The organism is Streptomyces sp. NPDC048057, from assembly GCF_040653095.1.
Classification (GTDB): Bacteria; Actinomycetota; Actinomycetes; order Streptomycetales; family Streptomycetaceae; genus Streptomyces.
On the sequence record NZ_JBEZNF010000012.1, the window covers coordinates 47,762 to 67,335 of the forward strand.

Below are 19,574 nucleotides of genomic sequence, written 5' to 3' on the forward strand. Positions count from 1 at the left end.
GACCGGTCCGGGGCCGGACCGGTCGTCGGGGTCAGGACGTCGGGTGCGGCGCCTGGCCCGCGTAGTCGGCGAGGGTGCGGCCGACGTCGCGGATGGCGTGCACCGCGGCCCGTTCCGTGCTGTCGCCGAGCGCCGTGTCCCAGTGCGCGACGACGGCGTACGCGACCCGGCGTGCGCCGATGAGGATCCCGGCGTCCGCGCGGACGCCGGGGTCGGTGCCGGTCTTGTTGGCCACGAGCAGGCCGCCGGGCAGCGGTTCGGGGAAGCAGGTCGCGTACGGGTCGTGCGCGACGAGTGCGGGGACCAGGCCGTGGTCGGTGTTGGACCGCATCCAGTGCAGCAGCCGCCGCGAGGCGCCCGGGGAGGTCAGGGTGGACCGGGCGGCGTGGGCGACGAGTTCGGCGAGCGACCGGGCGGTGCCCGTGGCGAACACGGGCGGGTCGCCGGGGCCGCGCTCGTCGCGCACGCGGTCGTTAAGGGCGAGTCCGTCGACGGCGAGGTCCGCGGCGAGCGTGGCGGTGGCGTCCAGCCCCACCAGTCGCAGCAGGGCGTTCGTCGCGGTGTTGTCGCTGACGGACGCCGTCAGCCAGCACAGGTCCTCCACGGTCCAGCCGCTTCGGCCGAGCCGGCACAGCAGTCCGGTGCCGTGGACCACGTCGGACGGCGCCACGGCGACCGGCTGCCCGGGGGTCAGTTCCCCGGTCTCCAGGCGGCGGGCGACCTCGGCGAGCAGCAGCAGCTTGGACGCGGAGGCCACCGGCAGCACGGCCGTGTCGTCGACGCCGACGCTCCGGCCGTCGTCCACGTCGATCGCGGCGACGGCGAGGACCAGCGGCAACGCGGTGGCTCGGCGGGCAGCCGCCGCCACGCGGGCCAGCGTCACGGCACCCTCACCACCCTTCCCGCGCGCTCGTCGGTCGCACGGCCGTCGCGGACGGCGACCCGGCCGGCCACCACCACCGCGTCGACGCCTTCGGGCGCGCGCAGCGGGCGGTCGAAGGTCGCGGTGTCCCGTACGGCGTCCGGGTCGAGGACGACGAGATCCGCGTGGGCGCCGTCGTGGACGGTGCCGCGCCCGGTGAGGCCGAAGCGCCGCGCGGGCAGCCCGGTCATCTTGTGCACGGCGCTCTCCAGGGTGAACAGGTCCTGGTCGCGACCGTAGTGCCCGAGGACCCGGGCGAAGCTGCCGGCCCACCGCGGGTGGGGGCGGCCCGGCTTCGGCACCCCGTCCGAGCCGATCATGGCCAGCGGGCTGGCGAGGACGCGGCGGACGTCGTCCTCGCGCATGGAGTGGCTGATGATGGTCACCGCGCCGTGCTCCGCGAGCAGCAGGTCGCAGACGTACTCCACCGGGTCGACGCCGTCCGCCCGCGCCAGGTCGGCGATGCGATGGCCCTCGGCCCGGGGGTGGTGCGGGGCGGCGGCGACGGAGACGAGGTCCCAGCCGCCGTTGCCGACGGTGTTCTCCCAGCCGTCGACGCCGTCGGCGATGGAGGCCCGGATCCGGTCGCGCACTGCGGGGCTCGGCAGCCGTTCGAGCAGGGCGCCGATGCCGCCTTCGTTCGCCCAGGGGGGCAGCAGGGCGTGCAGGACGGTGCTGCCCGCCGTGTACGGATAGACGTCGCACAGGACGTCGATGCCCTCGGCCCGGGCGCGCTCCAGCCGGGGCAGGGTGCGCAGGGTGGCGCCCCAGGCGTGACGGCCGGCGGTCTTGTGGTGCGAGACCTGGAGCGGCGCGCCGGAGCGGGCGGCGATCTCCAGGGCTTCGTCGAGTGCGGCCTCCACCTGGGACATCTCGTCGCGCAGATGGGTCACGTAGGGCTTGCCGTGCCGGGCCGCGACCTCGGCGAGCGCCACGAGTTCGGCGGTCGCCGCGTAACCGCCGGGCGGGTAGATCAGCCCGGTGGACAGCCCGGCGGCACCCTGGGTGAGGGCCCGGTCCAGCAGCGCGCACATGGTGCGCAGTTCGTCGGGGGTGGCGGGGCGGTCGTCGAAGCCCATCACACCGGCGCGCAGGGTGCCGTGTCCGACGAGCGAGGCGATGTGGGTGCGGCGCAGCGCGGGGTCCTGGCCCGTGGCGAAGCCGTCGAAGTCCTCGGTGGGCCGTACGTCACCGAGGCCGAAGGTCACCCGTACGTGCTCGGCGAGCCCCGGCAGCCGCTCGGGGAGTGCAGGGAAGAGGCTGCTGCCACAGTTGCCGCTGATCTCGGTGGTCACGCCCTGGAGCAGGGGTGCGAGGCGCAGTTCCTCGACCGCGGCTTCGTCCGGGCCGCCGTCGTGGCGGGCGGCCAGGGCGTCGGAGTGGGTGTGGACGTCGATGAAGCCGGGGGTGACGACCCGGTCGGTGGCGTCGACGGTATCGGCCGCTGCGTGCCGTCCGCCGGGCGGCAGGACGGTGACCCTGCCGTCGGTGACGGCGACGTCGGCCTTCCGGCGCGGTGCGCCCGTCCCGTCGACGAGGGTGCCGCCGCGCAGGAGGAGGTCGTAGGGGGGTGTGCGTACGGGGCCGGCCATCACAGCACCGTCGACAGGAAGGCCCGCGTGCGGTCGTGCCGCGGGTCGTTGAACACCTGCTCCGGGTGGCCCTCTTCGACGGCGGCGCCCTGGTCGAGGAAGAGGACGCGGTCGGCGATCTCGCGGGCGAAGCCCATTTCGTGGGTGACCACGATCATCGTCATTCCGCTGCGGGCGAGGTCGCGCATGACGCCCAGCACCTCGCCGACGAGTTCGGGGTCGAGGGCCGACGTGGGCTCGTCGAAGAGCATCAGGGTGGGGTCCATGGCGAGGGCGCGGGCGATCGCGACCCGTTGTTGCTGGCCGCCGGAGAGCTGGCTCGGGTAGTGCTCCGAGCGGTCGGCGAGCCCGACGCGGTCGAGCAGTTCGCGGGCCCGGCGCTCCGCGTCGGCCCGGGAGCAGCCCTTGACCACGAGGGGTCCCTCCATCACGTTCTGCACCGCGGTGCGGTGCGGGAAGAGGTGGAAGCGCTGGAAGACCATGCCGATCCGCTCACGCTGTCTGCGCACGTCGCGCGGTCTCCGTTCGCGCAGCACGGTCCGGGACGAGCCGTGCTGCTCGTAGCCGACGAGTTCGCCGTCGACCCGGATGCGGCCCGCGTCGATCTTCTCCAGGTGGTTGAAGCACCGCAGCAGGGTCGACTTGCCGGAGCCGGAGGGGCCGATGACGCAGAGCACCTCGCCGGCGGCGACGTCGAGGTCGATGCCCTTGAGCACCTCGGTGTCGCCGAACCGCTTCCGCACCCCCCGGGCGCTGAGGACGATGTCGTTCACGCTGTGGCTCCCTTGCCGGTGCGGCCGGGTACGAGGTTGGTCAGCACCCGGCGGCGCATGGGCGCGGCGCCGGGGTTGTAGTGCCGCTCGATGAAGTGCTGGGCGACGCTGGCGAGGGTGGTGAGGACGAGGTACCAGATGGAGGCCACCATCAGCAGGGCGATGACCTCGAAGTTCGCCAGGTACAGGTGTTGGGAGACGGTCATCAGGTCCGAGCCGGCGATCACCGACACCAGGGAGGTGGTCTTCAACATGGAGATGAACTGGTTGCCGAAGGGCGGGATGATCACGCGCATCGCCTGCGGGAGCACGACGCGGGTGAGGATCCGGTGGTTCGACATGCCGATGGACTGTCCCGCCTCGCGCTGTCCCGGGTCCACGCTCTGGATGCCGGCGCGCACGATCTCCGCCATGTAGGCGCCCTCGTTGATGGAGAGGCCGAGGAGGGCGGCGACGAAGCCGGTGATGACCGCGTTGGTCTGCCACTCGACGAGCTTGGGGCCGTCGAAGGGAATGCCGATGCCGATCACCGGGAACAGCAGCGCCAGGTTGAACCAGAAGATGAGCTGGACCAGGAGGGGCGTGCCGCGGAAGAACCAGGTGTAGGCGCTGGCGATCAGCCGCAGCACCGGGCTCTCGGAGAGTTGCATCACCGCGATGAGCACGCCGATGGCGATGCCGACGGCCATGGAGATCAGGGTGAGCTGGACGGTCACCCAGAGGCCCTTGAGGATGCGGTCGTCGAATTGGTAGTCGACGACGACGTCCCAGTGGAGGTTGGGGTTGACGATGATCGTGTACGCGAGCCAGGTGGCGAAGAACAGGGCGGCGAGGACGGCCAGCCAGCGCCCGGGGCGGGGGCGGGAAGTCACCTTGAGGACGAGGTCGTCGGCCGTGGACTCCGCGTCGGCCAGGGGCGCCGGGGTGGGTGCGACCTTCTGCGCAGGAACGTTTTTGCTGAGATGGGACATGATCGCGTTCCCTCTCCTCAGGCGCCGTCGTTGACGGTGGCCTTGGGAACGGCGCTGCCGCCGACTCCGTAGGAGTCGAGGATCTTCCGGTAGCCGCCGTCGTCGATCAGCCCTTGGAGCGCGACGCGGACGGCGTCCCGCAGACCGCTGCGGTCCTTCGCCACGGCGATGCCCCAGGGGGCCGCGCCGTACTGGGTCGGCAGCGCCTCGTACGTCCCCTTCTCCTTCGCGAACATCGCGGCCACGGGGTAGTCGACGATGGTCGCGACGGCGCGTCCGCTGTCGAGCTGGAGCAGTCCGGTGGGGGCGTCCTCGCTCTGCGAGATCCGCATCTTCTCGGCGCACTCGGCGTTCTGCTTCTGGCCGATGTCGAGGTTGGAGCTGCCCTTGGCGAGGACGACCGACTTGCCGCAGAGGTCCTCCAGGGTCTTGATGCCCTCGGGGTTGCCCTTCTTCGTCATGATCACCCCGCCGGTGCGGAAGTAGTCGACGAAGTCCACGGCCTTGCGGCGCTCGGGGCTGTCCGTCATGGACGACATGACCAGGTCGAACCGTCCGGACTTCAGCCCCGGGATCAGACCGTCGAAGGCGGCGTTGGTCAGTTCGAGCTTGAGCCCGAGCTTGTCGGCGACGGCGCGGGCAAGGTCGGGGTCGACCCCGGTCAGCTCGGTCGTGCCCGGCTTGTACATCTCCATGGGCGGGTAGCCGACGGCGGTGGCGACGCGCAGCACGCCCTTCTTCTTGACGTCCGGCGGCAGCAGGTCGGTGGCGCTCTTGCCCGCGGCGGCGGGACCTCCTGCGTTGGAGGTGCTCCCCTGGTCGGAGCGTCCGCAGGAGACGGTCACAAGGGCGGCGAGGGCCAGGGCCGCGAGGGAGCCGGCGCGTCTGCGGATTGCCATGGGTACTCCTCGTGTTGCCATGCGTCGGACCAGGCGGGTTCCCACGCCTGGTGACGTGCGTGGTGGGGTGACGGGTGGCGTCTTGACGACGTGCGCAGATGCTGGCAGCCGGGTGGCTCGGAACGGAAGATGATGAAGCCATTCACGGCTGAGCATCGAAATCGGTACGGCTCGCGCGCCGTCACCCCACCTGGTCGTGCACCGCTCAGCGCAGTTCCTTCGCGAGCCGGCCGATCGCCGAGGGGTTGCGCGGGCTCTCCACGAGGTCGACGTAGTCCAGGACGACGAAGCGCTTGTTCCTGATCGCGGACACCCGGGCGAGCGGGGCGTACGACAGCAGGAACTGCTTCTTCTCCTCGGCGCTCACGTTCCCGTAGTTGTTGATGACGATCACCTCGGGGTCGCGCTCCACGACGGTCTCCCAGCCGACCGTGGTCCAGGTGTCCTTGAGGTCCTTCATGACGTGGTCGCCACCGGCCCTGGTGATGATGTCGTGCGGGCCGGCGAAGGCGCCGGAGGTCAAGGGCCGGTCGCGGCCGTCGTCGTAGAGGAAGACCCGGGGGCGGTCGGCGCCGCGGGGCGCCATGGCCTCGGCGTCCGCGACTTCCTTGCGGAAGGTGGCCACCAGGTCCTTCGCGCGGTCCTCGACGTCGAAGACCTTCCCCAGGTTCAGCAGGTCGGTGTAGAGCGCGTCCAGCGGAGGCATCACGCCCCGGGCCTTGGTGCGTCCGCTGCGGCACGACTCGCTCAGCACGTACGAGTCGATGCCGAGTTCCTTGAGCTTCGCCGGGGTGAAGCCCTCGCCCTCGTCGAAGCCGTAGTTCCAGCCGGCGAACACCAGATCGGCCCGTGCGTCGAGCACCAGCTCGGTGTTGATCCGCTTCTTGGACAGCCAGGGGGTGCGGTCGTAGCCGCCCTTCCAGGGGACCCGGTGCACCGAGCCCTTGGTGTCCGGCATCACGAAGCCGGCCATCCGCTCCTCCAGGCCGAGCGCGAACATGATCTCCGTGATGCCGACGTCATTGGTGACCACCCGCTCGGGGGCCTTGGTGAAGGTGCGGCGCTCGCCGCAGTTCTCCACGGTGACCGGGTAGTGGCCGCGTGCCGCGTCGTCCCGGTCCCCCTCGGCCGGCTCGACGGTGGCGCCGCAGCCGGTGAGGACCGCGACGGTCGTCAGCAGCAGCGCCGGAGTGCGCAGGGGGCGGGGAAGGAACAGCACGGTGAGGTCTCCTTGGGGTGCGGGTGGGGAGGGGCACGGGGGTCAGGCGGTCGGGCCGTCGCCCGGCAGTCGGTCGAAGAGGAGCTGCAACGCGCCCGACGCGGGGTGCCGGACCCGGTGGGCCCGGACGCCGAACACCTTCGCGAGCAGATCCGCGGTCAGCACCTCCTGCGGCGGTCCGTCGGCGACGATCCGGCCGCGGTCGATCACGTACAGGACGTCGCAGTGCGCCGCCGCGAGATTGAGGTCGTGCAGCGCCGTGAGCACGGTGAGCCCGCTGTTGCGCACCAGCGGCAGGACCTCCAACTGCTGGGCGATGTCCAGGTGGTTGGTGGGTTCGTCGAGGACGAGCACCCGGGGCCGCTGTGCCAGTGCCCGGGCGATGAGGACCCGCTGCTTCTCTCCCCCGGACAGGGACAGGAAGCCGCGGTCCACCAGATGGGCCGCACCCACCGCGTCCAGCGCGGCACGGCAGGCCGCCCGGTCGTCGGCGGTGGTCCTCGCGGCGGCGCGCTGGTGCGGCAGTCGCCCCATGGCCACCACTTCCCAGGCGGTGAAGTCGAACTCGCCGACGGTCTCCTGAGGGAGTGCGGCCACGCGCCGCGCCCCCTCGCGCGGGCTGAGGGCGTGCAGGTCGGCGCCGTCCAGCCGGACGGCGCCGGCGGACGGGCGCAGCGCACGGTAGGCGCACCGCAGCAGGGTGGACTTGCCGCTGCCGTTGGGGCCGACGAGGCCGACCAGCCGGCCGCTGTCGGCGTGCAGGGAGACGTCCCGGACCAAGCGCGCCCCGTGGACGGTCACGGTCACCTCGTCGATGTCGACGTTCATGCGCGGCCTCCGAACGCATAGCCGCGACCGCGCAGCAGCAGGACGAAGCACGGGACGCCGATCACCGCGGTCAGCACGCCCACCGGGAGCTCGGCGGGGGCGAGCACCACCCGGGACAGGACGTCCACCCAGACCAGCAGGACGGCGCCCGTCAGCGGGGCGAGCAGGAGGACCTTGCGGTGGTCGGCGCCGACGAGCATCCGTACGGCGTGGGGGACCATGAGCCCGACGAAGCCGATGGCACCGCTGACCGCGACCACCGCGCCGGTCACCGCGGCGCAGACGACGAAGAGCTCCCGGCGCAGCCGGTCCGGGTCGACGCCGAGCGCGGCGCAGGTCTCGTCACCCATGGCGAGGGCGTTCAGCCGCCGTGCGGAGAGCCCGAGGTGGACGAGTCCGGCGAGGACGGCGCCGGCGGCGACGGGGACGGCGGCCCAGTCGGCGCCGCCGAGGCTGCCGAGCAGCCACATCATGGCCGAGCGGGCGGCTTCGCCGTGTTCGGCGGCGAAGACCATGAAGGTGGTGATCGCCGTGAACCCGTAGGACAGGGCGGTGCCGGTGAGCACGAGTCGGACGGGGGTGAGTCCCCCGGCGCTGCCGGCGATCGCGTACACCAGGGCCATCGCCAGCAGGGCCGAGACGAAGGCCGCGGTGGACAGGGCCCAGACGCCGAGTGCGGCGAAGGCGCCGAAGATCATGACGGCGTTGGCGCCGACGGCGGCGCCGGAGGATATGCCGAGGACGAAGGGGTCGGCGAGCGCGTTGCGCACCATGGCCTGGACCGCGACGCCGATCGCGGCCAGGCCGGCGCCGACCACGGCGGCCAACACGGCGCGCGCAAAGCGCAGTTCCCAGACGATGGTGTACTCGGCGACCCGGTCGGCGGGGACGGTGCCGCCGGTCAGCCCGGCCCACAGGTGGGACAGGGCCCGGCCCCAGCCGATGCCGGACGCCCCGATGGCGACGGCGCAGACCACGGAGAGCGGCAGGGCGAGGGCGAGGACCAACAGTAAGGGGAGCACCGGCACCCGTCGTTCGGTCGCCGGCGCCGTTCCGGGGTGCGGGGGCCCGTCGCGTTCCGTCGGTGGGGGTGCCGGAGTCCCTTCGGTGCGTACGGCCACGAGCGGAGCCTCTTTCGGCTCGGGCCGTGCACCCCGGAGGAGCGGCACGGAGCACCGGGCCGGGCATCCTCTCGCAGTCCACGGCGAGTTGACAGGATCGTGTGCCGCCGTGGGTGATCGGGCTCACGCCGTCCCGGGCCGGGACGGCGTCCACCGTTGCGGGTCAGCGCCGGATTTCAACCGGACTTCCCCCACAGGGCGCAGGAAGCGTAACCCGTCGGCGCGCCGAATGACTTCGGCGGCCGTGACCGATGTTCGACTTCACCGACCCCACGAGGAGGGGCCCGGTGGTGCGTTCTGCGCCCACTGCCGCGCCGAACGCTGCGGCCTCGACCGGGTCCCCGACCGGTGTTCCGGTTCCGTGCGGTTCCCCGTACTGCACGCCGTCCCGTTCGGTGCCGGCACGGCGGTGTGCCAACCGGACGGCCTCTTCCTGTCCCGTCGTGCTGGGGACCCTCAGGGCGCCGGAGGATGTCCACGACGACGCTCGGTCCGCGCAGGTCCAGGGCGTACGAGACGCGGTGCGCCACGGTCCCGCGGTGGGCGCCGGTCATGGCGCAGCGCGCGCCGGTCTGGCCGGCCCGGGCCAGCACCGGTCCGGAGGCGTCCCACATGGCGCCCACGAAGACGCCCGCGCCTCGGCCCGCGAGCCGCCCGGGTCGGCGGCCGGCGTCCTCCAGCGCCTCCCGGGCGAGCTCCAGTACGAGCCGCTGCTGCGGGTCCGTACCTCGACACCCCAGCTCGGGTAGCCGTCGACCGTACAGCGGGGCCCGGCGCTCACGCCCCGATGGCCGCCATCAGCAGCTCGTGCGTCTCGGCGTCCGCGGCGACGACGAGCCCGCGGCCCGTCGAGCCGAGCGGCGCCCCGTCGATGCCGGTGACCACGCAGCCGGCGGCGCGGCACAGCGCGATGCCGGCCGCGAAGTGGACGCTGTCGGACAGGTCGCCGCCGTCGGTGACGTACGCGGCGCGCCGCCCGGCGGCCACCCAGGTCACGGCGAGCGACGAGGAGACGACGCGGGGGCGGAAGTGGTCGGTGAACTCGGGGCGCGCCAGCAGCTCCACCGCCCGGAAGCCGGGGGCGCTCGGGAACGGCGGGTCCAGGTTGACGTCGACCAGGCGCGAGACGGGCGACGGCTCCAGGGGTGCGGTGACGCCCTCGTGCCGTACCCGCGCGGTCGTTCCGTCCGTGTGGAAGACCTCGCCGGAGAAGGGGTCGGCCACCGCGGCGGCGCCGCCGCGCAGGGCCACGTTGACGGCCACCACGGTGGTGCCCACGGCGTAGTTCAGGGTGCCGCACAGGGGGTCCACCAGCCACTGGCGGGCGGTGTCGGCGGCGCCCTGTTGGCCGCCCTCCTCGCCGAGCAGGGCGTCCTCGGGCCGGGCGCTGCGGATCACGTCGAGGATCGCCTTCTCACCGGCGACGTCGGCGGTGGTGGCGAAGTCGCCGGCGCCCTTGTCGATGCGGTCGAGCTGCTGGCCGTACAGGTCGCGCACCACGTCGGCGCCGGCGAGCACCGCGGCGATGGCGACCTCGACGTCGTCGTTGACCCCGCTTGAAGTGATCATGCGGTGCAGCGTACCGCCGGGGTCGCGGCGCTACGGTGTGCGGCCCTTGCTGGTCTCGACGCCGACCACGCCCTTCAGGCCGGGCAGTTGCCGGCGGCCGGTGAGCAGCGCGTCGGTCGTGGTGTCGCCCCCGAGGTGGCGGCGGAAGAAGGCGGTGGCGTACTCCACGGTGATCCGGCGCTGCGTCGCCTCGTCCAACTGCCGGTCCTCGCGCTGCTCGCCGTCCTGCGAGAGGCAGTGTCCGGGCTTCTTCCCGGGTACGGCGTCGTCCTCGGCGTCGACCTGTCCGCTGGAGGGCGACCACTGGGTGTTGGGGTAGTTGTGGTTTCCGCCCCTGGGGGTGAAGCGGTAGATCGGGACGGTGTTGGCGTCCTTGTTCCAGGCGAAGAACTGTCCGGCGTTGACCCGGTCGCAGGAGCCCCACAGCTCGGCGAACGGGACCTTGGTCACGGGCTCGTTGTCCCAGTTCGCGGTCGGTCCGATCGCGAAGACGGCCTTGATCTGCACCCCGGCGGGCCACTTGCGGTGCCGCGGGTCGGCCGCGTGCTGGAACACACCGCCGCCGCCCATGGAGTGGCCGAGCGTCCCGACGCGGCGGAAGTCGATCCGTCCTCGGAAGTCGGCACGGCTCGGGCCGCCGGTCGCGGTGTCCTTGAGGCCGCCCTTGAGCGGGCCCTTGCCGGCGGCCAGGTCGCGCCAGAGCGCGAGGTGTCGGTCGATCAGCTCGGCGCGTGCTTCGTAGACGGTGTCGGCCTGGCCGGAGCTGGTCGCGTTGATGCCGTTCACGCCCGTGGAGACGACGATGAAGCCGCGCCCGGCCAGCTCCTGCGCGAGGTAGTCGTAGCCCGCGCTGCTCGGCAGGGGTGGTACGCCCGGGCGGCACGGCCAGGCGAGCAGTTCCTCCGCTGCCGCCTCGATGATCTTCTCCTGGCGGGCGGCTTCGGCCTCGTCGCCGGCCGCCAGCGCGGCGTCCCGTGCGCGTTTCGCCGCGGCCAACCGGTTCCGGGCCGGTCGGTCGGCGCACGTCGTCCACTGGCCGTGCTGCATCACGATCAGCGGATGACCGCCCCGGGACAGGTCACGCGGGTGGTGCACCACCGCGGCGAGTTCGTTCCGCCCCTGGAAGGGCACCTTGGGCGCGAAGGCGGTGTCGCCGAGGTCGTACGTCGCCCTGACCACCGCGCCGCGGGGCACGGCGGGCACTCGGTCGGCCGGTGCCTGCTCGACGGCGACGGCAGGTGGGGCGGACGGGGCAAGGAGGCACGTCGAGACGACTGCCGCGCCCACGGCGGCGAACGCACGGAAGGCACGGCGCCGGGGTCGTCCGTGTCCGCGCGGGGCGTTCGGGTCCGGTGTCTGGTTGGCCACGCTGAGGGTTCCTGTTCTCTCCGTCGACGCCCTGGTCACCGTCGACCCCGCCATGGTCATGTCGACCCGTCAGAGAGTTGTCAGGAAGCGATCAGGAAGCGATCACCTCGGTCGCGTCGGCCGCCTCAGATGCTGCCGGCCCCCACGCCCGCCTGCTCCCGCAGCCGTGCGCAGGTGCTGGTGAGGAGCCTGGAGACGTGCATCTGGGAGATCCCGAACTCCTCCGCGATCCGGCTCTGCGTGAGCCCCTGGAAGAACCGCAGGTAGAGCAGGCGCCGCTCCCGCTCGCTCAGCTCGCCCAGGAGCGGCTTCACCGCCTCCCGGTCCACCACCGTCTCCAACGCGGGATCGGGTGCGCCGAGCGTGTCGGCCAGCGTGGCGCCGGATCCGGGCCGGCCGTCGAGGACCAGTTCGGCGTCGAGGGAGAGCGCCGTGTGGGCGTGGAGGGCGGAGAGCCCCTCGCGTACCTCGCACACCGCGAGTTCGGTGCGCTCGGCGATCTCGCGCACGGACGGCTCCCGGCCCGACTGGGCCAGCTCCTGGTACACCGAGCGGACGCGGGCCTGGAACTCCTGCGTACGGCGCGGCACCCGCACCGTCCAGCTGTGGTCGCGGAAGTGCCGGCGGACCTCCCCCGTGATCGTCGGTACGGCGTAGCTCTCGAAGGGCGCGCCGCGCCCGGGGTCGTAGTGGTCGACCGCCTTCACCAGGCCGATCGCCGCGACCTGGCGCAGGTCGTCCAGCGCCTCGCCGCGGTGGCGGTAGCGGCCGGCGATGCGGTGCGCCATCGGCAGCCACGCCCGGACGACCTGCTCGCGCAGCACGTCGCGTTCCGGACCGTCGGGGAGGACGGCGAGACGGCGCAGCTCGGCGCTGGTGTCGGGGGCGTCGTGGTGGGGGTGTCGGCCATGTCGTCCACAGGTGGCGCTCATCACTGCTCCGGGGGTCGTTCGCACCGCGGAGAGCGGAGGTGCCGCTCCGGCCCGGGTGGGCCTGGCAGGCGCTGACGGGCGGCGGGTGCCGGAGCGTCGACGGCGCACGCCTGCACTACCACCACCCTGACAAACTCCCCCCGCTCCCGCATCCCCGGCCGCCGGAGCAGCGGATCGGGGCGGATCAGCGGCAGATCAGCGGACGACGGCCGCGCCGACCAGCAGCCGCACGGCCGCGGCGATGGCCGCGGCGTCGATGCCGGCGTGCCGCAGCTGTTCCTCCGGGGTCGCCGAGCCCGGCATGTTCCGTACGGCGAGCCGTACCAGCCTCGGCTGCGGGCGTCCGTCGGCGAACGCCTCGGCGACGGCGTCCCCGATGCCGCCCTCGGGATGGTGGTCCTCGACGGTCACGAGGCAGCCGGTCTCGTCCGCGGCCCGTTGCAGGGTCGCCGTGTCGAGCGGTTTGACGGAGTACAGGTCGACCACCCGGACGTGGATGCCGGCGGCAGCGAGGGCGTCGGCGGCGCGCAGGGCCTCGTGGACGGTGACGCCGGCGGCGACGACGGTGACCCGGTCGCGGTCCCCGGCGCGCAGCACCCGGCTGCCGCCGACGGGGAAGTCGTCGTCCGGCCCGTACAGCACCTCGGTGGCGCCGCGGCTGGTGCGCAGGTATCCGATGCCCGGCAGGTGGGCCATCCGTCCGACCAGCTTGGCGGCCTGGTTGGCGTCGCAGGGGTAGAGCACGGTGGATCCGTGCACGGCCCGCATCATGGCCAGGTCCTCCAGACCCATCTGCGAGGGGCCGTCCTGGCCGATGGCGACTCCGGCGTGCGATCCGCAGAGCTGGATGCCGGCCTCGCTGACGGCGGCCATCCTGATGAAGTCGTGGGCCCGGGTGAGGAAGGCCGCGAACGTCGCGGCGAACGGCAGGTATCCGCGGGCCCGCATGCCCACGGCGGCGGCCACGAGTTGCTGTTCGGCGATGTAGCACTCGAAGTAGCGCTCGGGGTGCGCCCGGGCGAAGTCCTGCGCGCGCGTGGAGTCGCCGACCTCGCCGTCGAGCGCGACGACGTCGCCGCGCACCGAACCGAGTGCGGCCAGAGCGGCGCCGAAGGCGTCCCGGGTGGCGACCTGCTCGCCCACGTGGTAGCGGGGCGGGTCGACGTCGCCCAGGGGGATGGCGGGGCGGGCCGTCACCGGTGCCGGCCGGGCGACGGCGATCCGTGCGGAGCGGACGCCGCCCAGCTCCTCGATCGCCCGGTCGGGGTGGGGCAGCGGTTTGCCGTGGAAGCCCTCCTGGTCCTCGACCTCGGCGACCCCGCGGCCCTTGTGGGTGCGGGCGACGACCGCGGTGGGCCGGCCCGTCACGGAGGCGGCCTCCTGGTAGGCCGCGTCGATCGCGGCGACGTCGTGGCCGTCGATCTCGACGGTGTGCCAGCCGAAGGCGCGGAACTTGCGGGCATGCGCTTCGAGGTCCCAGCCCTCACGGGTGGGCCCGCGCTGGCCGAGCCGGTTGACGTCGACGACGAGGGTGAGGTTGTCGAGGTGTTCGTACGCGGCGTGCTCGGCGGCCTCCCACACGGACCCTTCGGCCATCTCGCTGTCCCCGCACAGCACCCACGTCCGGTAGGGAACCTGGTCCAGCCGCTGGCCGGCGAGCGCCATGCCGACCCCGACGGGAAGGCCCTGGCCCAGCGAGCCGGTGGCGACGTCCACCCACGGCAGTCGGGGGGTGGGGTGGCCTTCGAGGGGACTGCCGTCGTGGCGGAAGGTGAGCAGCTCGCCCTCGTCGATGACGCCGGCGGCCCGGTAGAGGGCGTACAGCAGCGGTGACGCGTGCCCCTTGGAGAGGATCAGCCGGTCGTTGCCCGGGTGGTCGGGCCGGTCGAAGTCGTAGCGCAGGTGACGGGCGAGGAGCACGGCGGCGAGGTCGGCGGCCGACATCGAGGACGTAGGGTGCCCCGACCCCGCCGCGTCGGCCGCACGGACCGCGTCCACCCGCAGTTGCTGGCCCAGTTCCACCAGTTCCTCGTTGCCCATCATTCGCTCCTCCCTGGCGCCGGTTCCGACCGTTGGTCACGGAGGGTGGCCCCTGTTCGGGGGCTCCCGGCCCGCTCCGAGTGCCCCTGGGAGTGCGGTCCAAACGCGGGGCCCGCCGCGGTCAGCGGGCCCCCTGCGTCATGGGCCGGGCTTGACGTTGGTGGCGGCCACCGCGGGGCGCAGCGCCTTCGCCAGCCGCACGGCGTCGTCCACGCCCCACACGTGGGTGAAGAAGAGGCGGGGTTCGTCCGTCAGACCGTGGTTGTGGAGTTCCACGAGGTCGATGCCGCCCCGGCGCAGCGCCGCCAGCACCTTCTGCACCTCGTCGGCGACCATGACGAGGTCGCCGTTGAGGGCGGCCCGGCCGCCGCCCAGGGGCTGGAAGTTGAAGGCGGCCGTGGCGCCGAGGCCCGGGGGCAGGGGGTGTCCGTCGTTGGTGATGGTCTCGCGGCGCAGGAAGAGGCAGGTGTACACCTCGCCGTTGCTGACGCCCTTGGTGCCGAGAGCCGCGTCGATGCCGGCGGTGTCCAGGTCGAGGGGTTCGGCCGGGGGCGTCGGACGCGGGGGCGGCGTGGCGGTGCGGTCGAGCGCCGCGCGCAGGTCGCGGGCGATGGCGACGGCGTCCGTGCCGTGCGCGCAGACGTGGGTCCACCACACGTCGGGGGTCTGCGCCAGCAGGTGCTTGTGGATGGCGGTCTGGGCGATGCCCCGCGTCTGGAGGGCGTCGCTGACCCGCTGGAGCTCGCTCTCGGCGACGACGAGGTCACCCATCAGCATGGTGGTGCCGTCGCTGTAGCGGACGAAGGACACGTGGGAGCCGAGGGCGAGTCCCGGGGTGACGGCGACTCCGTGCGAGACCACGCGCAGGTCGCTGCGGGGGAAGGCCACGTGGTACTGGAGGCCGCGGACCATCTCGCCGGTGCGCCCCAGTGCCCGGGCGACGGCCGCCCAGTCGGCGTCGACGGTGGGCACCGGGGTGGCGGCCTCGGCGGCGCGCCCCTGACCGGCGGCGACCGCCGTGCCTGCCGTGCCGACCAGTACGGGTACCGCCGTGGCCGCTGCCAGGAGTTGCCTCCGTGGCACCGCGGACCGTTCCCGTGCGCCGTGGCCGTCCCGTGCTTTCGGGGTGATCCGTGCGTCCTGCTGCCTGTCCGCGCCCATCGCGTGCCCACCTCCGCGGCCGATGCAAACACGCGGCGGAGCCCTCCCCCGGGATCCGCGACGGTGCGCCGCGCCACCCACTCCGGTGGGCCAAGGGAGGGTCCGCCGATCGGCGGAGCACGTGCCGGTGGGTCAGGAGCCCGGCGCCGACCAGGTGCCCAGGGACATCTCGGCGGTGATGCCGGGACCGAAGCCCGCGAGCATGCCCTGGTGGCCGTCGAGCGCCGACTGTTCGTCGAAGAGCCGGGACAGGGCGTCGAGGACGACGGCGCTGGCGATGTTGCCGTACTCGGTGAGCGTGGCGCGGCTGTGTCGGAACGCACCGGGCGGCACGTCCAGGAAGCGGCACAGGTCGTCGAGGATGCGCGGCCCGCCGGCGTGGATGATGTAGAAGTCCAGTTTGCTCGCGTTCCACTGGTGGTCGTCGGCGAGGGTGCGCAGCGCGGGGCTGAGCGGTTCCATCGTGCCCGGGACCCGTTTGTCGAGCTGGAAGTGGAAGCCGGTGGAGCGCACCGCGTAGGAGATCCAGTCCTCGGTGTGCGGGATGAGGTACGAGCTGTTGCGCTCCAGGCGCATCCCGGTGCCCCGCTCGCCGCGGACCACCGCGGCGGCGATGCCGTCGCCGAACAGTCCGTTGGACAGCAGCGATCCGACGCCCATGTCGATCGGCTGGTAGCACAGCGAGCAGAACTCGCAGGCCACGATGAGGACGTTGGAGCCCGGGTAGGCGGTGCAGAAGTCGTGGGCGCGGTTCACGGCCGCGCCGCCGGCCGCACAGCCGAGTTGGGCGATGGGGAGCTGACGGGTGTCGGTGCGAAAGCCCATCCTGTTGATGAGCCAGGCCGTCAGGGAGGGCATCATGAAGCCGGTGCAGGAGACGTAGATGATCAGGTCGATCTCGTCCGGTTCGACTTCCGCCTGCGCCAGTGCGCGGTCCACGACGGCCGGCACCCGCGCCTTCGACTCCGCCTCGTAGAGGATGCTGCGCGAGTCCAGTCCGGGGTGCTTCAGCACCTCGTCGATGGGCTGGATCAGATGTCGCTTGCGCACTCCCGTGTGCTCGATCAGCCGGAGGACGAGCCCCAGTTGCGGGTGGTCGCCGTGCAGCTGCCGAGCGAGCTCCAGGGTTTCCTCGTTGGTGATGATGTGCTCGGGCACTGCTATGGCCGGTTTGCACAGTACTGCCATGGGATCTTCTCCTAGCGGAGGTGGGCCCCACGTAGAGCCTTGGCCGGGGGTCGGATCTGCACCGCCCGGCGGCGGCCGTAACAGACGGGAAGCCGTGGGGCTTCCCGTGACGAACGCGGCTGTACGGCCGCCTGGATGGGGTGTGTGCCGTCGCGACCGGTTTCACCGGGCACGCGGCGGGGGCGTTTGCCGCTCAATCAACTTACGCCAGCCAGGTGACGACCGCACTTCGGTGCCCGGGCCCCCGGCCGACCGGCCGTGCTGTCCCGTCGTCTCACCAGGTGACGGGCAGCCCCAGCGGATAGCGCCAGATCGAGGTGGTGTTCCATTCCACTTCTTCGGCGGGCTTCGCCAGGGCGATGTCGGGGAACCGCTCCAGCAGCGACTTGAACGCGGTCTCGATCTCGGCCTGCGCGAGCGGTGCGCCCAGGCAGTGGTGGGCGCCCCAGCCGAAGGTCATGTGCGACGGGGTGGTGCGGTCGAAGTCGAGTTCGTCGGGACGGTCGAACTTCAGCCCGTCGCGGTTCGCGGTCAGGTACGAGACGTGCACGATGTCGCCGGCGGCGATCGTGACCCCGCTCAGCTCCACGTCCTCGGTCGCCACCCGGGGGATGCCCACGCCCTTGCGGAAGGGGATGTAGCGCATCAGCTCGTTGATCGTCTGGGAGAGCTTCTCCGGGCTCTGCTGGAGCGCCGCGCGGGCGTCGGGCCTGGTGAGCAGGGTGTAGGAGAGGTTCCCCAGCTCGTAGGTGGTGGTGTCCTGACCGGTGATCAGCAACACCATCGCCATGACCGTCAGCTCCTTGTCGTCCAGGAGCTCGTCGCCGTCGCGGGCCGTCGCCAGCACGCTGATCAGGTCGTCGCCGGGGTCGGCCCGGCGGCGCGCGGTGAGGTCGGCGAAGTAGGCGCGCAGGTCCGCCTTGGCCCGTACGGCGTTGGGCCGGTTCTCCGCGGTGACGTTCATCATGGTGCGGGCGTGGGCGCGCAGTTGGTCCTTGTCGCCCTGGGGGATCTCCAGGACCTCACAGATGGTGATCAGCGGCAGCGGGTGCGCCAGGTGCGTCATGAGGTCGGCTTCGGCCCGCTCCTCGGCCATCCGGTCCAGGAGCTGGTCCACTGCGCGCTGGATGTGCGGGCGCATACGGTCGATCTGCTCCGGGGCGAAGCCCTTGGACACCAGGCTGCGCAGTCTGCTGCTGGCCGGCGGGTCCATGACGTTGATCGCCTCGTCCTGGACGATGGGCTCCGGTGTCATCCGGGGGAAGTCACGGCCGATGACGGCGTGACGGCTGAACCGTCGGTCGGTCGTCACGGTCCGCACGTCGTCGTAGCGGGTGACGAGCCACGCCTCGCCGTCCCCGTAAGGGAGCCGGATCCGGGCGACGGGCTCCTCGTCCAGGAACCGTCTCAGCGTCGGGTCGAAATCCAGCGCATCGGCGTAGTCGAAGGGGCAGTAGTGCGCGTCGGTGGACATACGGATCTCCGGGTCTGGTTCACGGAACTGAGCCGGGGGCGGCCGTCGGGACGCAACATCGCTACCCGCCCCGCCGCGGGGTGCCCGGTGCGTGACCCCTCTGGCCGACGGCTTTCATCCGTCCTGCGCAAAGCCGCTGATCGAAGCGGGCACCGAGGACGGGTGCGCGGCGAGTGGGTAGGGTCGGTCGTCTTGGACGGTGACGGACAGGAGCGCACCCGATGCAGTCTGACGAATCGGCCCGGCAGGGCTCACGGATCGACCCTTGGCTGGACCACTACGCGGCGCGTGCGTCGGGGATGGTCGCCTCGGAGGTGCGGGCGCTGTTCGCCGTCGCTTCGCGGCCCGAGGTGGTGTCGCTGGCGGGCGGCATGCCGAACGTGAGCGCGCTGCCGATGGACGCGGTGGGTGCGCTGATGGCGGACCTGCTGGCCGAGCGGGGTGCGGTGGCGCTCCAGTACGGCTCGGCGCAGGGCGACCCCGGGCTGCGGGAGACGATCTGTCAGGTCATGGCGGCGGAGGGCATCGACGCCCGCCCGGACGACGTCGTGGTGACCGTGGGATCGCAGCAGGCACTGGACCTGGTGACGCGGGTCTTCGTCGACCCGGGCGACGTGGTGGTCACCGAGGCGCCCACGTACGTGACGGCGATCGGCGTCTTCGCCGCGTACCAGGCGGACGTGGTGCAGGTGGCGATGGACGAGGACGGGGTGGATCCGCAGGCGCTGGCGGAGACCTTCGCCCGGCTGGCGCGCGCGGGGCGGCCGGCGAAGCTGTTCTACACCGTCCCCACGTTCCAGAACCCGGCGGGCGTCACGCTCAGCGAGCGGCGTCGGCCGCAGGTGCTGGAGGTGTGCCGCAGCGCCGGTGTGCTGGTGCTGGAGGACAATCCGTACGGGCTGCTGCACCTGGACAGCGGGGAGCCGATGCGGGCGCTGCGGGCCGACGCCCCGGGCGACGTGGTGTACCTGGGGTCGTTCTCGAAGACCCTCGCGCCGGGGCTGCGGGTGGGCTGGGCGCTGGCGCCGGCCGCGGTGCGGGACAAGCTGGTGCTCGCGGCGGAGAGCGCGATGCTGTCGCACTCGGTCTTCAACCAGCTGGCCGTGGACCGCTATCTGCGCACCCAGCCGTGGCAGACGCAGCTGAAGGACTACCGGGAGATGTACCGGGAGCGGCGGGACGCGATGCTCGGGGCGCTGGAGCAGTACATGCCCGAGGGGGTGTCGTGGACGCGGCCGGGCGGCGGGTTCTTCGTGTGGGTGACGCTCCCGGAGGGGCTGGACTCCAAGGCGATGCTGCCGCGGGCGATCCAGTCGCGGGTGGCCTTCGTGCCCGGTACGGGGTTCTACGCGGACGGCGGCGGGCGGCGGGAGATGCGGCTGTCCTACTGCTTTCCGCCGCCGGAGCGGATCCGGGACGGAGTGCGCAGGTTGGCCGACGTGATCACGGACGAGTTGCGGCTGCGGGACACCTTCGGCGCCTGACGGCCGCTGTCGCTGTCGCGCACCAGAAGTCCC

Annotated in this window: 16 protein-coding genes, 2 pseudogenes and 1 riboswitch; of the genes and pseudogenes, 1 reads left to right on the top strand and 17 read right to left on the bottom strand. The window is 72.5% G+C overall.

What is annotated here, in order from left to right; all coding sequences use genetic code 11:
- Positions 1 to 31: 31 nt before the first annotated feature.
- From AB0E05_RS15890 to AB0E05_RS15970, 17 genes and pseudogenes are all read right to left on the bottom strand, one after another.
- The gene (locus AB0E05_RS15890) at positions 32 to 883 is read right to left on the bottom strand and encodes a serine hydrolase (protein ID WP_361963583.1); all 852 of its coding nucleotides are present in this window, start codon (positions 881 to 883) and stop codon (positions 32 to 34) included.
- Positions 880 to 2,514, bottom strand: a complete 1,635-nt coding sequence (locus tag AB0E05_RS15895) for a D-aminoacylase (protein WP_361963585.1) — start codon at positions 2,512 to 2,514, stop codon at positions 880 to 882. The genes AB0E05_RS15890 and AB0E05_RS15895 overlap by 4 nt, the downstream gene beginning before the upstream one ends.
- On the bottom strand, positions 2,514 to 3,287 hold the full coding sequence (locus AB0E05_RS15900; RefSeq protein WP_361963588.1) for an amino acid ABC transporter ATP-binding protein: 774 nt from the start codon (positions 3,285 to 3,287) through the stop codon (positions 2,514 to 2,516). Before AB0E05_RS15900 ends, AB0E05_RS15895 begins: the two co-directional genes overlap by 1 nt.
- Positions 3,284 to 4,258 carry an amino acid ABC transporter permease gene (locus AB0E05_RS15905; RefSeq protein ID WP_361963590.1) on the bottom strand — a complete coding sequence of 325 codons (975 nt, stop codon included), beginning with the start codon at positions 4,256 to 4,258 and terminating at the stop codon, positions 3,284 to 3,286. The genes AB0E05_RS15900 and AB0E05_RS15905 overlap by 4 nt, the downstream gene beginning before the upstream one ends.
- 17 nt (positions 4,259 to 4,275) lie before the next feature.
- The gene (locus tag AB0E05_RS15910; RefSeq protein WP_361963592.1) at positions 4,276 to 5,157 is read right to left on the bottom strand and encodes an ABC transporter substrate-binding protein; all 882 of its coding nucleotides are present in this window, start codon (positions 5,155 to 5,157) and stop codon (positions 4,276 to 4,278) included.
- Between the two features lie 205 nt (positions 5,158 to 5,362).
- Positions 5,363 to 6,373 carry an ABC transporter substrate-binding protein gene (locus tag AB0E05_RS15915; protein WP_361963868.1) on the bottom strand — a complete coding sequence of 337 codons (1,011 nt, stop codon included), beginning with the start codon at positions 6,371 to 6,373 and terminating at the stop codon, positions 5,363 to 5,365.
- 45 nt (positions 6,374 to 6,418) lie between these two features.
- Positions 6,419 to 7,204 carry an ABC transporter ATP-binding protein gene (locus AB0E05_RS15920; protein WP_361963594.1) on the bottom strand — a complete coding sequence of 262 codons (786 nt, stop codon included), beginning with the start codon at positions 7,202 to 7,204 and terminating at the stop codon, positions 6,419 to 6,421.
- A complete protein-coding gene (locus AB0E05_RS15925; RefSeq protein WP_361963596.1) occupies positions 7,201 to 8,325 on the bottom strand; it encodes an iron ABC transporter permease in 1,125 nt (374 codons plus the stop codon). The genes AB0E05_RS15920 and AB0E05_RS15925 overlap by 4 nt, the downstream gene beginning before the upstream one ends.
- A gap of 90 nt (positions 8,326 to 8,415) precedes the next feature.
- A riboswitch (cobalamin riboswitch) is annotated at positions 8,416 to 8,563 on the bottom strand.
- 60 nt (positions 8,564 to 8,623) lie between these two features.
- Positions 8,624 to 8,743: pseudogene (locus AB0E05_RS15930) on the bottom strand (hypothetical protein); the annotation flags it as partial.
- Between the two features lie 115 nt (positions 8,744 to 8,858).
- Positions 8,859 to 9,089: pseudogene (locus AB0E05_RS15935) on the bottom strand (beta-ketoacyl synthase N-terminal-like domain-containing protein); the annotation flags it as partial.
- Between the two features lie 13 nt (positions 9,090 to 9,102).
- Positions 9,103 to 9,894 (bottom strand): inositol monophosphatase family protein, encoded by a 792-nt coding sequence (locus tag AB0E05_RS15940; protein WP_361963598.1) that lies wholly within the window; start codon positions 9,892 to 9,894, stop codon positions 9,103 to 9,105.
- 30 nt (positions 9,895 to 9,924) lie between these two features.
- Entirely contained in the window at positions 9,925 to 11,262 is a 1,338-nt protein-coding gene (locus AB0E05_RS15945) for an alpha/beta hydrolase (RefSeq protein ID WP_361963600.1), read from the bottom strand.
- 125 nt (positions 11,263 to 11,387) lie between these two features.
- Positions 11,388 to 12,194, bottom strand: coding sequence for a SigB/SigF/SigG family RNA polymerase sigma factor (locus AB0E05_RS15950; RefSeq protein WP_361963602.1), 807 nt, complete (start codon positions 12,192 to 12,194; stop codon positions 11,388 to 11,390).
- A 195-nt stretch (positions 12,195 to 12,389) separates the two neighbouring features.
- On the bottom strand, positions 12,390 to 14,234 hold the full coding sequence (locus tag AB0E05_RS15955) for a transketolase (RefSeq protein ID WP_361963870.1): 1,845 nt from the start codon (positions 14,232 to 14,234) through the stop codon (positions 12,390 to 12,392).
- Positions 14,235 to 14,372: 138 nt separating this feature from the next.
- The gene (locus AB0E05_RS15960) at positions 14,373 to 15,395 is read right to left on the bottom strand and encodes a DUF1259 domain-containing protein (protein WP_361963604.1); all 1,023 of its coding nucleotides are present in this window, start codon (positions 15,393 to 15,395) and stop codon (positions 14,373 to 14,375) included.
- A 132-nt stretch (positions 15,396 to 15,527) separates the two neighbouring features.
- Complete coding sequence (locus AB0E05_RS15965; protein WP_361963606.1) at positions 15,528 to 16,583, bottom strand: type III polyketide synthase; 1,056 nt, start codon at positions 16,581 to 16,583, stop codon at positions 15,528 to 15,530.
- Positions 16,584 to 16,857: 274 nt separating this feature from the next.
- Positions 16,858 to 18,057, bottom strand: coding sequence for a cytochrome P450 (locus tag AB0E05_RS15970; protein ID WP_361963608.1), 1,200 nt, complete (start codon positions 18,055 to 18,057; stop codon positions 16,858 to 16,860).
- Positions 18,058 to 18,278: 221 nt separating this feature from the next.
- Here AB0E05_RS15970 and AB0E05_RS15975 point away from each other — a divergent pair, with 221 nt between their 5' ends.
- Positions 18,279 to 19,541: a PLP-dependent aminotransferase family protein gene (locus AB0E05_RS15975; protein WP_361963610.1), complete on the top strand. Its 1,263-nt coding sequence runs from the start codon at positions 18,279 to 18,281 to the stop codon at positions 19,539 to 19,541.
- Positions 19,542 to 19,574 lie beyond the last annotated feature (33 nt).

What these genes read in the sequence shown, in the direction of transcription:
- AB0E05_RS15975 (WP_361963610.1), top strand. Translation starts at nt 18,279, where the DNA reads ATGCAGTCTGACGAATCGGCCCGGCAGGGCTCACGGATCGACCCTTGG.
- AB0E05_RS15950 (WP_361963602.1), bottom strand. Translation starts at nt 12,194, where the DNA reads ATGAGCGCCACCTGTGGACGACATGGCCGACACCCCCACCACGACGCC.
- AB0E05_RS15895 (WP_361963585.1), bottom strand. Translation starts at nt 2,514, where the DNA reads ATGGCCGGCCCCGTACGCACACCCCCCTACGACCTCCTCCTGCGCGGC.
- AB0E05_RS15905 (WP_361963590.1), bottom strand. Translation starts at nt 4,258, where the DNA reads ATGTCCCATCTCAGCAAAAACGTTCCTGCGCAGAAGGTCGCACCCACC.
- AB0E05_RS15970 (WP_361963608.1), bottom strand. Translation starts at nt 18,057, where the DNA reads ATGTCCACCGACGCGCACTACTGCCCCTTCGACTACGCCGATGCGCTG.
- AB0E05_RS15940 (WP_361963598.1), bottom strand. Translation starts at nt 9,894, where the DNA reads ATGATCACTTCAAGCGGGGTCAACGACGACGTCGAGGTCGCCATCGCC.
- AB0E05_RS15965 (WP_361963606.1), bottom strand. Translation starts at nt 16,583, where the DNA reads ATGGCAGTACTGTGCAAACCGGCCATAGCAGTGCCCGAGCACATCATC.
- AB0E05_RS15910 (WP_361963592.1), bottom strand. Translation starts at nt 5,157, where the DNA reads ATGGCAATCCGCAGACGCGCCGGCTCCCTCGCGGCCCTGGCCCTCGCC.
- AB0E05_RS15920 (WP_361963594.1), bottom strand. Translation starts at nt 7,204, where the DNA reads ATGAACGTCGACATCGACGAGGTGACCGTGACCGTCCACGGGGCGCGC.
- AB0E05_RS15955 (WP_361963870.1), bottom strand. Translation starts at nt 14,234, where the DNA reads ATGGGCAACGAGGAACTGGTGGAACTGGGCCAGCAACTGCGGGTGGAC.
- AB0E05_RS15960 (WP_361963604.1), bottom strand. Translation starts at nt 15,395, where the DNA reads ATGGGCGCGGACAGGCAGCAGGACGCACGGATCACCCCGAAAGCACGG.